The sequence below is a fragment of the Streptococcus suis genome (genome assembly GCF_024509555.1).
In the GTDB taxonomy this organism is placed as follows: domain Bacteria; phylum Bacillota; class Bacilli; order Lactobacillales; family Streptococcaceae; genus Streptococcus; species Streptococcus suis_AD.
This window is the reverse complement of sequence record NZ_JAMWEL010000002.1, coordinates 122,969-137,119: the sequence shown is the minus strand read 5'-3', so window position 1 is coordinate 137,119 and position 14,151 is coordinate 122,969. Positions and strand designations below refer to the sequence as shown.

General features: G+C 45.0%; 16 protein-coding genes. 15 read left to right on the top strand and 1 reads right to left on the bottom strand.

Annotated elements, in window-relative coordinates; genetic code table 11:
- Positions 1-25 precede the first annotated feature (25 nt).
- Positions 26-1,381 carry an aspartate kinase gene (locus NF418_RS01730; RefSeq protein ID WP_256778184.1) on the bottom strand — a complete coding sequence of 452 codons (1,356 nt, stop codon included), beginning with the start codon at positions 1,379-1,381 and terminating at the stop codon, positions 26-28.
- 167 nt (positions 1,382-1,548) lie between these two features.
- Here NF418_RS01730 and NF418_RS01725 point away from each other — a divergent pair, with 167 nt between their 5' ends.
- The 15 genes from NF418_RS01725 (at position 1,549) to NF418_RS01655 (ending at position 14,123) form a co-directional block, all read left to right on the top strand.
- Positions 1,549-2,193: an HAD family hydrolase gene (locus NF418_RS01725; protein WP_256778183.1), complete on the top strand. Its 645-nt coding sequence runs from the start codon at positions 1,549-1,551 to the stop codon at positions 2,191-2,193.
- Between the two features lie 154 nt (positions 2,194-2,347).
- A complete protein-coding gene (locus NF418_RS01720) occupies positions 2,348-3,139 on the top strand; it encodes an enoyl-CoA hydratase (RefSeq protein ID WP_256778182.1) in 792 nt (263 codons plus the stop codon).
- A gap of 79 nt (positions 3,140-3,218) precedes the next feature.
- The gene (fabT, locus tag NF418_RS01715; protein ID WP_256778181.1) at positions 3,219-3,653 is read left to right on the top strand and encodes a fatty acid biosynthesis transcriptional regulator FabT; all 435 of its coding nucleotides are present in this window, start codon (positions 3,219-3,221) and stop codon (positions 3,651-3,653) included.
- Positions 3,650-4,627, top strand: a complete 978-nt coding sequence (locus NF418_RS01710) for a beta-ketoacyl-ACP synthase III (RefSeq protein ID WP_256778180.1) — start codon at positions 3,650-3,652, stop codon at positions 4,625-4,627. The genes fabT and NF418_RS01710 overlap by 4 nt, the downstream gene beginning before the upstream one ends.
- A gap of 57 nt (positions 4,628-4,684) precedes the next feature.
- The gene (locus NF418_RS01705) at positions 4,685-4,909 is read left to right on the top strand and encodes an acyl carrier protein (protein ID WP_002938891.1); all 225 of its coding nucleotides are present in this window, start codon (positions 4,685-4,687) and stop codon (positions 4,907-4,909) included.
- Between the two features lie 312 nt (positions 4,910-5,221).
- Positions 5,222-6,187, top strand: a complete 966-nt coding sequence (fabK, locus tag NF418_RS01700; protein ID WP_256778179.1) for an enoyl-[acyl-carrier-protein] reductase FabK — start codon at positions 5,222-5,224, stop codon at positions 6,185-6,187.
- Between the two features lies 1 nt (position 6,188).
- Positions 6,189-7,109: an ACP S-malonyltransferase gene (fabD, locus tag NF418_RS01695; RefSeq protein WP_256778178.1), complete on the top strand. Its 921-nt coding sequence runs from the start codon at positions 6,189-6,191 to the stop codon at positions 7,107-7,109.
- 9 nt (positions 7,110-7,118) lie between these two features.
- A complete protein-coding gene (gene fabG / locus NF418_RS01690) occupies positions 7,119-7,853 on the top strand; it encodes a 3-oxoacyl-[acyl-carrier-protein] reductase (protein ID WP_256778177.1) in 735 nt (244 codons plus the stop codon).
- Between the two features lie 13 nt (positions 7,854-7,866).
- Complete coding sequence (gene fabF / locus NF418_RS01685) at positions 7,867-9,102, top strand: beta-ketoacyl-ACP synthase II (protein ID WP_256778176.1); 1,236 nt, start codon at positions 7,867-7,869, stop codon at positions 9,100-9,102.
- Positions 9,103-9,573, top strand: a complete 471-nt coding sequence (gene accB, locus NF418_RS01680; RefSeq protein WP_256778175.1) for an acetyl-CoA carboxylase biotin carboxyl carrier protein — start codon at positions 9,103-9,105, stop codon at positions 9,571-9,573.
- A complete protein-coding gene (gene fabZ / locus NF418_RS01675) occupies positions 9,570-9,992 on the top strand; it encodes a 3-hydroxyacyl-ACP dehydratase FabZ (protein ID WP_256778174.1) in 423 nt (140 codons plus the stop codon). The genes accB and fabZ overlap by 4 nt, the downstream gene beginning before the upstream one ends.
- Positions 9,993-10,288: 296 nt before the next feature.
- Entirely contained in the window at positions 10,289-11,662 is a 1,374-nt protein-coding gene (locus NF418_RS01670) for an acetyl-CoA carboxylase biotin carboxylase subunit (protein ID WP_256778173.1), read from the top strand.
- Between the two features lie 14 nt (positions 11,663-11,676).
- Positions 11,677-12,543, top strand: coding sequence for an acetyl-CoA carboxylase, carboxyltransferase subunit beta (gene accD, locus NF418_RS01665; protein ID WP_256778172.1), 867 nt, complete (start codon positions 11,677-11,679; stop codon positions 12,541-12,543).
- Positions 12,540-13,313, top strand: coding sequence for an acetyl-CoA carboxylase carboxyl transferase subunit alpha (locus tag NF418_RS01660; protein ID WP_256778171.1), 774 nt, complete (start codon positions 12,540-12,542; stop codon positions 13,311-13,313). The genes accD and NF418_RS01660 overlap by 4 nt, the downstream gene beginning before the upstream one ends.
- A 147-nt stretch (positions 13,314-13,460) precedes the next feature.
- Positions 13,461-14,123 (top strand): CPBP family intramembrane glutamic endopeptidase, encoded by a 663-nt coding sequence (locus NF418_RS01655; RefSeq protein ID WP_256778170.1) that lies wholly within the window; start codon positions 13,461-13,463, stop codon positions 14,121-14,123.
- Positions 14,124-14,151 lie beyond the last annotated feature (28 nt).

Sequence of the window (14,151 nt, the reverse complement as noted above, 5' to 3'; positions counted from 1 at the left end):
ATGCAGAGAAATGCATGGATTTTTGCTATTCTTCTTTGAAGAAAGCATCGTAGAGGGCTTTGAGGGCCTTTTCTTTTTCTTCAGTTTTGACAACAAACATAACAGAAACTTCACTAGCACCTTGTGAAATCATGGCCAGGTTGACATTTTGTTGAGAAAGTGCAGCCGTTGCAGTAGCAGTTACACCGACATGGCTCTTCATATTTTCACCAACAATCATGATGGTAGAGAGCCCGTGTTCAATTTCAGCCTTATCAACTTCTAGTTTGGTCTTGAGTTGACGAAGGATTTCTTCCTCCTTGATAGGCGTTAACTCACGCTCGCGGAGAACGATAGATAGGTCATCAATACCAGTCGGCATATGTTCAAACCGTATATTGAGATCTTCAAGAATTTGTAGAACCTTGCGACCAAAACCGACTTCACGGTTCATCAGGTACTTAGACATATTGATACTTACAAAGTCATCATCTGCCGCAATACCAACAACAGGAACAGTTTCTTCAGTATGTCTGTGGACAATGCGAGTGCCAGGATGACCAGGGTTATTTGTATTTTTAATAACTAGAGGAATACGTCCACGATAAGCAGGAAGAAGCGCCTCATCGTGAAGTACAGAGAAGCCAGCATAGGCCAGTTCACGCATCTCACGATAGGTCAATTCTTTGATAGAATGAGGGTTCTTGATAATGCCAGGATGAGCTGCAAAGATACCATCGACATCCGTAAAGTTTTCGTATAAATCGGCTTTAACACCAGCTGCTACGATTGAGCCGGTGATGTCTGAACCACCACGAGAGAAGGTACAAATTTGATTGTCGACAGTTACACCAAAGAATCCAGGAATAACCAAAATTTCATCTGAATCACGAAGTTCTTCAATTTTATCGTAGCTGGATGGAAGAATACGTGCATTTCCAGGCTCAGAGCTAACGATAATACCAGCCTTTTTAGGATGAATATAACGAGCAGGCAAACCTTTAAAAGTGAAGTATTCGGCAATCAACTTAGCGTTGTTATCTTCACCAGCAGCTAAAAACGTATCGTAAAGAAAATCATTATTTTCGATTGGTAAGCTAGCTAATGACTTGATACTTTCAGCGATTTTTTTCATGCTTTTAGCTGTAAATCCAAGCTCATCAACCATAGCCTGATAGCGATTAATAATCCATTCTTGACTAGCAGAAACATCTTTTCCATTGATGTATTCTTTGTAGTATTTGATTAACGCATCAGTAACCTTTGTATCTTCTGCATTTCGTTTTCCTGGTGCTGATACCACAACAAAGCGTCGTTCGGGATCCGACTGTACGATATTGAATACTTTTTCAACTTGCCCAGCAGATGCAAGAGAACTTCCGCCAAATTTAATGACTTTCATTTCAAACTCCTTGGATATTTTTTTCTATTATATCAGAATGAAGTAGAATTGTCAGTAAGTTCAGAAAGATCTTAATGGAATTGCACCGAAAAGCGAACAGGATGTAATTGAACGTTTTCAGAAAAACATTGAAAATGTGTTACAATAGAGATGAAAAGGGGAAATACATGGTAAAAGCAGTTATTTTTGATATGGATGGTGTCTTGTTTGATACGGAAAAATTTTATTTTCAACGTCGTATTGAGTTTTTGGCTACAAAGGGCATAACAATCGATCATTTGGAACCATCATTCTTTGTAGGTGGTAGAGCCAGTCAAATGTGGCAACGTGTTTTGGGTGATGATTACGAAAAATGGGATATCCCCACACTTGAAGCAGAATATAACCTTTATAAGGACGAACGACAAACTCCCTATGCGGAGACTATTTTTTCAGATGTGAGAAAAACATTAGAGTGTTTGAAGGCCAAGGGGCTTCCTATGGTATTGGCATCCAACACCGATAGGGTAGAGATTGAGCGCGCAATATCCGAAGCAGGGATTGCCAAGTACTTTGAACATGTCTTTTCAGGCATGGATTGTCAAGCACCCAAGCCTCATCCAGCGGTTTATGAGAAGGCGGTTCAGGCTTTAGGAATTGATAAAGAGGATATTCTAGTCTTTGAAGATAGTTTCAAGGGGATTGCTGCAGCCAAAGCAGCAGGTCTGACTGTATGGGCTATCCGTGACCAGCATTACGGGATGGATCAATCTCGAGCAGATAAATTGATTGATAGCTTAAGTCAAGCGATGGATGATTTAGGCATTGTGTAAAAAGGTTGGCTTGGCCAGCTTTTTTTCGGATGTCACACTATATTTATGGGAAATTGGTGATAATTTGAAAATCTGTGATAGAATGGAAACAAGGAAGTTGATATTTGATAATCAAATATTCTGATTATCAAACTATTTTTAATGAGGATAAGAGATGACCTATCAAACAATTTTCTATCAGGTAACAGGAAGTCTTGCCGTTCTAACCTTTAATCGTCCAGATGTGGCTAATGGTTTTAATATTCCCATGTGCGAGGAAATCTTGGCGGCCATTGAAGAGACGGCTAAAAATAACCAAGTTCATTTCTTGCAGATTGAAGCAGCAGGTCCGATTTTCTCTGTTGGTGGAGATTTGGTGGAGATGAAGCGAGCGGTGGATGAGGATGATATCCCTTCCCTGGTACGCATAGCAGAGCTGGTCAATGATATCTCCTTCGCACTCAAGCAACTGCTTAAAGTTGTTATTATGGTCACCGATGGTGCAGTAGCAGGTGCGGCGGCCAATATGGCAGTAGCAGCAGATTTTGTCATTGCCTCCACAAAGACCAAATTTATCCAAGCTTTCGTGGGTGTTGGTTTAGCTCCAGACGCTGGAGGGATTTTCCTACTCAGTCGTGCCATTGGAGCCAATCGTGCCAGTCACTTGGCTATGACAGGAGAGGGCTTGTCGGCGGAAAAAGCCTTGGAATACGGGATTGTCTACAAACTGGTGGAACCAGAAAAGTTGGAAAAAACAGTCCAACAGGTCTTTAAAAAACTCATGCGAGGCTCAATCAACTCTTATGTTGCCATCAAACAATTGGTCTGGGAAAGTCAGTTCAAGGACTGGGAATCTTATCGTGCTTTAGAGTTGGAATTACAAGAAAGTCTAGCCTTCAAAGAAGACTTCAAAGAAGGCGTTCGAGCTCATGCAGAGCGGAGAAGACCTACTTTCACAGGAAAATAATCAGCATTTTCTGAAAAAACATTTGACAATCAAACTTTTCTGGAGTATACTTTGACTATCAAAGTAAAGGAGGCCTGTTTTGGACGATTCAAAAATCAATGAATACCTGACCGCTATTTTTAATAATGTGTTGGTGATTGAAGAAACAAGTCTTCGTGGCAGTCGCTTCAATGACATTTCCATCAAGGAAATGCATACTATTGATGTCATCGGTGGCATAGTTGGAGCGACTCCGAGCGATGTGGCTCGTACTTTGATGGTGACACTTGGAACAGTGACAACCAGTCTCAATAACTTGGAGCGGAAGGGCTATATCGAACGTGTGCGCTCGATCAAAGACAGACGGGTCGTTCACCTCTATCTGACCAAGAAAGGTCGCCTGGTCTATCGCTTGCACCAACGTTTCCACAATGAGATGGTCAAGCAGATTACAGACGGGATGGACGAGGCAGAATACCAAGTGATGAAAAAAGGGCTCTACAAACTCTATAATTTCTTGGAGGATTTGAAATGAGAACCTTCGCTAAAATCAGTCAGGTTGCCCACTGTGTTCCTGAACAGATCGTGAGCAATGATGATTTAGCACAAATCATGGATACCAGCGACGACTGGATTGCTTCGCGGACGGGTATTCGTCAACGACGAATTACAATAGATGAGAATACCAGCGATTTAGCCAGTCAGGTTGCCCAAGACCTGCTAGACAAGTCAGGTGTGACTGCTGATGAGATCGATTTTATCATTGTCGCAACCATTACACCGGATTCGGCTATGCCGTCAACGGCAGCTCTTGTCCAGGCGGCAATCGGTGCCAAGAAGGCATTTGCCTATGACCTAGTCGCAGCTTGTTCGGGCTTCGTGTTTGCACTATCCACCGCAGACAAACTGATTTCCTCTGGGATTTACCAAAAGGGAATCGTGATTGGAGCGGAGGTCTTGTCCAAGACAGTAGATTGGTCGGATCGAAGCACTTCTGTTTTGTTTGGGGACGGGGCTGGCGGTGTCTTGCTTGAAGCCAGTTCCGAACAATATTTTCTAGCAGAAATCAATCGAACGGACGGCAGTCGTGGTCTTAGTTTAACTTCTGGTCAAATAGGTTTGCACTCTCCTTTTTCAAAAGAGGAAGGCAACCAGCCCTATTTGCAGATGGACGGCAGAGCGATTTTCGAGTTTGCTGTTCGCGATGTGACCAAGACAATTGCAGAATTGCTAGAAGGCCAAGGTTTGACAGGTGATGAGGTGGATTGCTTCCTGCTTCATCAGGCCAATAGTCGGATTTTGGACAAGATGGCACGAAAGCTGGGGCTTGGTATGGAGAAATTTCCAGCCAATATGATGCACTATGGCAATACCAGTGCAGCCAGCATTCCCATTCTCCTATCAGAATGTGTGGAGGCAGGTAGTCTGCGCTTGGATGGTAGCCAAACGGTTGTGTTGGCAGGCTTTGGTGGCGGCCTGACTTGGGGAACGCTACTACTGAAACTTTAGTTAATTCCTTGCCCTAGGCAAGATTAAAAATATTTTTATATAAAAAGGAGCACTATCATGGCAGTATTTGAAAAAGTACAAGAAATTATCGTTGAAGAATTAGGTAAGGACGCTGAAGAAGTAACCCTTACAACAACATTTGAAGATTTGGATGCAGATTCATTGGATCTTTTCCAAGTTATCTCTGAAATCGAAGATGCATTCGATATTCAAATCGATACTGAAGAAGGTTTGACAACTGTAGGCGATTTGGTTGCCTACGTTGAAGAAAAAACAAAATAATTATAGTCATTCAGTTTATCTTTTATTACGTCGTTAACTCGCTTTGCCGTACTCCAGTACTGTCTACAGCTCGTTGCCTAGTACTAAAAGCAAACTGAAAGACTATAGCATCCCTCTCCTTATTTCAAAGATAATATAAGGAAGAGGATAGCTAAGAAAAGTGCTAGTAAGCATTTTTCTTTGGATAAATAGTTTGATATTCAAAACATTGAAACTTCAAAGTATTTATTAAGTGAGGGCTTTGCCCTCGCTTGTTTAGCTAATTATTTGATGTTCAAATAATTAGCTAAGCAAAGAAAGAGTGAGGGAAGTATGAAAACAAAGATTACAGAATTATTGAACATTGATTATCCGATTTTCCAAGGTGGGATGGCTTGGGTTGCTGACGGGGACTTGGCTGGTGCGGTTTCAAATGCTGGTGGTCTGGGTATTATCGGTGGAGGAAATGCTCCTAAAGAAGTGGTTAAGGCAAATATTGACAAGGTGAAGTCTATCACAGACAAGCCTTTCGGTGTCAATATCATGCTTCTATCACCATTTGCGGACGATATCGTTGACTTGGTCATCGAAGAAGGTGTCAAGATGGTGACGACAGGTGCGGGCAACCCTGGAAAATACATGGAACGCTTGCACGCAGCGGGTATTACGGTTATTCCAGTGGTTCCAAGTGTCGCTTTGGCTAAACGCATGGAAAAACTGGGTGTGGATGCCGTCATCGCTGAAGGGATGGAAGCAGGTGGTCACATCGGTAAATTAACAACTATGACCTTGGTTCGTCAGGTTGTTGAAGCGGTATCTATTCCTGTAATTGCTGCTGGAGGTATTGCAGACGGTGCAGGTGCTGCGGCAGCCTTTATGTTGGGAGCAGAAGCTATTCAAGTTGGAACACGTTTTGTTGTTGCCAAGGAGTCAAATGCCCACCCAGCCTACAAGGAGAAGGTTCTCAAGGCCAAGGATATTGACACGACTGTTTCTGCCTCCGTTGTTGGACATTCAGTGCGTGCCATTAAGAACAAACTTTCCACAGCCTATGCTGCTGCGGAAAAAGACTTCCTTGCTGGGAAAATTTCTGCAGAATCCATTGAAGAACTGGGTGCAGGTGCCCTTCGCAATGCCGTTGTAGATGGTGATGTGGTCAATGGTTCGGTCATGGCAGGTCAGATTGCTGGCTTGGTGACCAAGGAAGAAACTTGTGAAGAAATTCTGAAAGATTTATATTTTGGAACTGCTAAGGTGATTCAGGAACAAGCGAGTCGCTGGGCTTCCGTTGGAGAATAAGATGACAAAAACAGCCTTTCTATTTGCAGGTCAAGGGGCTCAGACACTTGGTATGACTCGTGACCTTTATGATACTTATCCTATTGTCAAGGAAACTTATGACCAGGCTAGTCAAATTCTGGGCTATGATGTGCGGGACTTGATTGACCATCAGGAAGACAAGCTCAACCAGACCCGCTATACCCAGCCTGCGATTTTGACAACTTCCCTTGCGATTTATCGTTTATTGGCAGAAAAGGGGATTAAACCCGACATGGTAGCTGGTTTGTCCTTGGGAGAATACGCAGCCTTGGTTGCTTCAGGTGCTTTGGCCTTTGAAGATGCCATTTCCCTGATTGCTAAACGGGGTGAGTACATGGAAACGGCTGCGCCGGCAGGAACTGGTAAGATGATCGCTGTCCTCAATGCAGATGTCAACTTGATAGAAGAAATCTGTTCGACTGTTACCTCTGGGATTGTTTCCCCAGCCAACTACAACACACCAGCCCAAATCGTCATCGGAGGCGAGGTGGCTGCAGTGGATGAGGCGGTTGAAATGCTGAGGGAAGCAGGTGTCAAACGCATGATTCCGCTCAATGTATCTGGCCCTTTCCACACGGCTCTCTTGCGTCCAGCTTCGCAGAAATTGGCTCAGGCTCTGGAAGAGGTGGAGTTTGCGGACTTCCAAGTAGACTTGGTCGGTAATACGGAAGCTAAGGTTATGAAAAAAGAGGACATCAAGTCCCTCTTGATACGTCAAGTGATGGAACCAGTTCGTTTTTATGAGTCAATCGCAACCATGCAGGAAGCTGGTGTGACCAAGTTTATCGAAATCGGTCCAGGTAAGATCTTGGCAGGCTTTATTAAAAAAATAGATAAGACAGCCGAGGTTGTGACAGTAGAAGATGTGGCAAGTCTAGAAGGCTTGTTGACTAGCCAATAAGGAGAAAACATGGAACTTACCAATAAAAATGTGTTTGTTACGGGTTCAAGTCGTGGAATCGGCTTGGCCATTGCCCATAAGTTTGCCAGTCTTGGTGCCAATGTGGTGCTAAATGGTCGTGGTCAACTGGGGCAGGACTTGTTGGATAGCTTTTCAAGCTACGGTGTCAAAGTAGTGGCGATTTCAGGAGATATTTCCAGCTCGGTAGATGCCAAACGGATGGTGGCTGAGGCGGTTGAGGCTCTCGGAAGTGTTGATATCTTGGTCAACAATGCAGGGATTACAAAAGATGGTATGGCCTTGCGAATGACGGAAGAGGATTTCGAGAGCGTTTTGAGTATCAATCTAACAGGGACCTTTAACATGACCCAGGCTGTCTTGAAGCCTATGACCCAGGCACGTGAAGGGGCTATTATCAACCTTTCTAGTGTGGTCGGTTTGACAGGGAATGCTGGTCAGGCCAACTATGCCGCTTCTAAGGCAGGTGTGATCGGCTTTACAAAATCCATTGCTCGTGAAGTCGCTGGTCGCAATGTTCGTGTCAACGCGATCGCACCAGGCTTTATCCAGTCCGATATGACAGATGTTCTGTCTGACAAAATCAAGGATGCCATGCTTGGGCAAATTCCTATGAAACGCTTTGGACTGACGGAAGAAGTGGCAGATGTCGCTGTCTTCTTGGCGAAGCAAGAATACCTAACTGGACAAGTCATTGCCATTGATGGCGGTTTGACCATGCAATAAGAGAGGTTTGAAAATGACAAAACTAAATCGTGTAGTGGTGACAGGCTACGGTCTGACATCTCCAATTGGAAATACGCCAGAAGAATTCTGGGATAGCTTGGTCAATGGCAAGATTGGTATCGGAAAGATTACCAAGTTTGACACTAGCCAGTACACTGTCCATAATGCAGCGGAAATTAAGGATTTTCCTTTTGACAAATACTTCGTTAAAAAAGATACCAACCGCTATGACAACTATTCCCTCTATGCTCTCTATGTAGCTCGAGAGGCAGTAGCTAATGCTAATCTTGATATAGAAGCTATCGATAGTGACCGTTTTGGCGTTATCTTATCAACAGGTATCGGTGGGATTTTGGAAATCGAAGAGCAGGTTGCTCGCATGAACGAAAAAGGACCAAAACGGATTCGTCCTATGGCTCTTCCAAAAGCTCTTCCAAATATGGCGGCCGGAAATATTGCCATGCAGGTCGGTGCCAATGGTGTCTGCAAGTGTGTCATCACAGCCTGTGCTTCGTCAAATGATGCCTTAGGAGAAGCCTTCCGTGAAATCAAGTTTGGCTTCCAGGATGTTATGCTGGCAGGTGGTTCAGAAGCGGCTATTACGCCTTTTGCAATCGGTGGTTTCCAAGCTTTGACAGCTATGTCGACTACTGAGGACCCAGAACGTGCGTCTATTCCCTTTGACAAGGATCGCAATGGTTTTGTCATGGGAGAAGGGGCTGCGGTCTTGGTCTTGGAAAGTTTGGAGCATGCAGAGGCGCGTGGGGCAACCATCTTGGCTGAAATCGTTGGCTATGGAAATACCTGTGATGCCCACCACATGACCTCTCCGCACCCAGAAGGTTTGGGTGCTATCAAGGCTATGAAGTTGGCCATTTCAGAGGCAGGTTTGGAGCCAGCTGATATTGACTACATCAATGCCCATGGGACTTCGACACCGGCTAATGAAAAAGGGGAAAGTCAAGCTATCGTATCCGTCTTCGGCAAGAACACGCCAGTTTCTTCCACCAAGTCCTTCACGGGTCACTTGTTGGGTGCGGCGGGTGCCGTTGAAGCAGCGGCTGTTATTGAGGCCATGCGTCATTCTTACGCACCGAAGACAGCTGGTACGACAGAGTTGTCTGACTACATTGAGGCGGATGTCATTTATGGACAGGGGCGTGATATGGAAATCCGTCATGCCATTTCAAATACATTTGGCTTTGGTGGGCATAATTCAGTCATCGCTTTCAAACGTTGGGAGGCTTAAGTGAATATTACAGAAATAAAGGACTTGATGAGTCAGTTTGACCAGTCAAGTTTGCGAGAATTTTCATATAGTAATGCTGGGGAAACCTTGCATTTCAGCAAAAACCAGCAGGCGACAGCGGCTCCGAGTCCAGCGGTAGAAGCTCCGCTTGCTCCAGTAGTTGCAGCAAGTCCAGCTCCTGTACAGGTAGTTGAAACCAGTGAGGCAACTCCAGCAGAAGTTAGCTCTGTGGCAGAGGGTGCGGTAGTGGAAAGTCCGCTTGTTGGTGTGGCCTATTTGTCACCAGCCCCTGACAAGCCAGCCTTTGTAGCAGTCGGCGATACGGTCAAAAAAGGCCAGACTCTCATGATTATCGAAGCCATGAAGGTCATGAACGAAGTACCAGCTGACCGTGACGGTGTGGTCACAGAGATTTTGGTGGCCAACCAAGATGTTGTAGAATTTGGACAAGGATTGGTACGCATCAAATGATTGATATTTTGAAAATTAAAGAGGCTCTTCCTCATCGCTACCCTATGCTCCTGGTCGATCGTGTCCTTGAAGTATCAGAAGATGAGATTGTCGCCCTTAAAAATGTGACCATTAACGAGCCTTTCTTCAACGGGCATTTCCCAGACTATCCTGTTATGCCAGGCGTTCTCATCATGGAGGCCTTGGCACAAACCGCAGGTGTCTTGGAGTTGTCCAAGGAAGAAAACAAGGGCAAGCTGGTCTTTTATGCCGGCATGGACAAGGTTAAATTTAAGAAGCAAGTTGTACCTGGTGACCAGTTAATCATGACCGCGACATTTGTCAAACGCCGTGGAACCATTGCGGTCGTTGAGGCAAAGGCAGAAGTGGACGGAAAACTGGCTGCGTCGGGGGTGTTGACTTTTACTATTGGAAAATAAATCAGTTCTCCATTTTATCTTTTATTGCGTCGACGAACGAGGAAACTTCGTTTCCTTATTTCCAACTTCAAATAATTTTATCATTATTTGAACTCGTTTTGCCGTACCCAAGTACTGTCTACAACAATTGATACGAATTTTATTCGTCTCATTTCCAACCTCCAAAGGTTTCCCAAACCTTTGGATTAAGCACTAAAAGTAAAATGAAGAACTGCTATTGATAACCATTATTTAATATTCTCACCTTGAGATTGTTATAACAATTATTCTATGTTAAAAAGGAGATAGGATTCATCATGTTTGAGAAGATTTTGATTGCCAATCGTGGTGAGATTGCGGTGCGGATCATTCGTGCGGCCAGGGAGCTGGGGATTTCGACGGTGGCTGTCTATTCAGAGGCTGACAAGGAAGCCCTCCACACCATGTTGGCAGATGAGGCTGTCTGTATCGGACCTGCTCGTTCGACAGACTCCTATCTCAATATGCAGGCAGTCATCTCGGCGGCTGTTGTGACAGGTGTCCAGGCCATTCATCCTGGCTTTGGATTTTTGAGTGAAAACTCCAAATTCGCCACCCTCTGTGAAGAGGTTGGTATCAAGTTCATCGGACCTTCTGGGACGGTTATGGATACCATGGGGGATAAAATCAATGCACGAGCAGAGATGATTAAGGCTCAGGTGCCTGTTATTCCTGGGTCAGACGGTGAAGTCTTAACCAGCCAAGAAGCCCTTGAAATCGCTGAAAAGATTGGCTACCCTGTCATGCTCAAGGCATCGGCAGGTGGTGGCGGTAAGGGAATTCGTAAGGTTGAAAAAGCCGAAGACCTAGTGCCTGCCTTTGAATCAGCTTCCAGCGAAGCCAAGGCAGCCTTTGGTAACGGAGCCATGTATATGGAGCGTGTCGTCTATCCAGCCCGCCACATCGAAGTACAGATTTTAGCGGATCAACACGGCCATGTTATTCATCTGGGAGAACGGGATTGTTCCCTTCAACGCAACAACCAGAAGGTCTTGGAAGAAGCTCCGTCGATTGCTATCGGCCAGACCATGCGGGAACGTATTGGTCAGGCTGCAGTCCGTGCAGCTCAATCAGTCGGCTATGAAAATGCAGGAACCATTGAGTTCCTTTTGGACGAAGCCAAGGGCGAATTTTACTTCATGGAAATGAACACACGGGTGCAGGTAGAACATCCTGTTACCGAATTTGTCACAGGTGTAGATATTGTCAAGGAGCAAATCAAGATTGCGGCTGGGCAGGCACTCAGTGTCCGCCAAGAAGATGTGAAGATTACAGGTCATGCCATTGAATGCCGTATCAATGCTGAGAATCCAGCCTTCAATTTTGCCCCAAGTCCAGGTAAGATTTCCAATCTCTACCTGCCAAGCGGTGGTGTTGGTTTGCGTGTGGATTCGGCAGTTTATCCAGGCTACACCATTCCGCCTTATTATGATTCTATGATTGCCAAGGTCATCGTGCATGGGGAAAATCGTTTTGAAGCCCTGATGAAGATGCAACGAGCCCTCTACGAATTGGAAATTGACGGAGTGGTGACCAATACGGACTTCCAGCTGGACTTGATTTCCGACAAGCGAGTGGTAGCTGGTGATTACGACACCGCCTATCTCATGGAAGAATTTTTACCCCGCTATCAGGAAGAATTAAAAAAGTAAACTAGGAGAATGCTATGGCTTTGTTTCGCAAAAAGGACAAATATATCCGCATCAATCCCAATCGTTCGCGGATAGAGTCGGCACCTCAAGCAAAGCCAGAGGTGCCAGATGAGCTCTTTTCCAAATGTCCTGCTTGTAAGGTCATCCTTTACAAGAATGATTTGGGATTAGAGAAAACCTGTCAACACTGTTCCTATAATTTTCGGATTACAGCCCAGGAACGCCTGGCTTTGACAGTGGATGACGGTTCGTTTGAGGAATTGTTTACAGGAATTGAAACCAAAAATCCCTTGGACTTTCCAAATTATCTCGAAAAACTGGCAGCCACCCGTCAAAAAACAGGCTTGGATGAAGCTGTTTTGACAGGCAAGGCTATAATCGGCGGACAGCCAGTTGCCCTTGGCATCATGGATTCGCACTTTATCATGGCCTCTATGGGAATGGTAGTTGGTGAGAAAATTACCCGCCTCTTTGAGTTGGCTACTGAAGAGAAACTGCCAGTTGTCCTCTTTACCGCATCTGGCGGTGCTCGCATGCAGGAAGGTATTATGAGTCTGATGCAAATGGCCAAGATTTCGGCAGCCGTGAAACGCCATTCCAATGCTGGCCTCTTTTACCTGACGGTCTTGACAGACCCCACAACAGGAGGTGTAACGGCTAGTTTTGCCATGGAAGGTGATATTATTCTGGCTGAGCCGCAGACTCTGGTTGGCTTTGCAGGCCGACGGGTTATTGAATCAACTGTACGTGAAAATCTACCAGACAATTTCCAGAAGGCTGAATTTTTACAGGAACACGGCTTTGTCGATGCCATTGTCAAACGCCAGGACTTGCCAGCGACCATCAGTCGCTTGTTGAGAATGCATGGAGGTGTCAGATGACCAGTGATGTAGCACGTATGATCCGTTTGGCACGAGACCAGGCTCGCCTGACGACCTTGGACTATGCCACACAGCTCTTTGATGACTTTATCGAACTGCACGGCGATCGGAATTTCCGTGATGACGGTGCTGTAGTGGGTGGCATCGGCTTTCTAGCAGGTCAACCTGTGACAGTTATCGGTATCCAAAAAGGGAAGAACCTTCAGGACAACCTCAAACGCAACTTCGGTCAGCCCCACCCAGAAGGCTACCGCAAGGCCCTTCGCCTTATGATGCAGGCGGAGAAGTTCGGCCGTCCCGTTGTCACCTTCATCAATACTGCTGGAGCCTATCCAGGTGTCGGTGCCGAGGAGCGTGGGCAGGGTGAGGCCATTGCCCGCAACCTCATGGAGATGAGTGACCTCAAGGTGCCTATTATCGCTATTATTATCGGTGAGGGCGGTTCTGGTGGAGCCCTCGCCCTAGCAGTCGCAGACCAGGTCTGGATGCTGGAAAACTCCATGTACGCCGTCCTCAGCCCCGAAGGTTTCGCCTCTATCCTCTGGAAAGACGGCAGTCGAGCCATGGAAGCGGCAGAACTCATGAAGATTACCTCCTATGAGTTGGAGAAGCTTCAAGTGGTCGATCGGGTTGTTTTGGAAAATGGCAGAGCGACCAAGGAAGTTTTGGCTGACATCAAGGAAAACCTGGTCAGCCAGTTGGCTCAACTACAAGCCTTGCCGCTTGATCAACTACTCGAAAACCGCTATCAACGATTCAGAAAATACTAGGAAGACCTAGTATTTTTTTCTAGGTTCTTATTGACAAAAGAATTGTATTGTTGTAAAATTGTTTTATTAGAATAATACATGAATGTTCTATACAATCCATGATAGGTTGGATGTATTCGATGGTCTGGAGTAGAAAAGGAGATTGATATGGAAACATTCAGTAAAGGTTTGAAATGGCTTGGTCAAAAATTTTGGATTTTGCTGAGAGTGTTTGGTTTCATGGTGCTAGCTGTTCTTCCAGATGCGATATTAGACCTATCTACTTTACAATGGGCTCAGTGGGGAGCAGCCTTGTTGTCCGTTGGCATCCTTGTCCTTATGTACTGGAGAGCTGAGAAGAATGATATCAAGATTTGGGATAGCAATGTTTTAACTTGGAAAGGTCTTGGTTTAGTTGTCTTAACATTTGCGGTAGCTCAGCTGTTTAAACACCTTGGTTATTACATTATGGAACTTCAGGGGATTGAAGAAACCAGCAATGAGCTTGAATTGACAAAGTTATTAGAAAACATTCCATTTTGGTTAGCCTTTGTAAGAATAGCCTGTCAGGCAGCCATTACCGAGGAGATCATTGTCAGAGGCTATCTATTCAAAAAGCTATTTGAAAAGCACAAGATTCTGGGAATTGTAGTATCTGGTTTGATTTTTGCTTTCCTGCATGGACCAACAGATTTGGGTTCATGGATTATTTATGCTAGTCCAGGTTTTATCTTGGCTTACTTGTACTATAAGACAGATTATCTGATTTACCCAATAGCAGTTCATTTTATCAATAATGCCTGGTCGGTGCTGGCGTTCTATTATTTATAGTTACTGAACAGGATAGAAAGAAGAACGG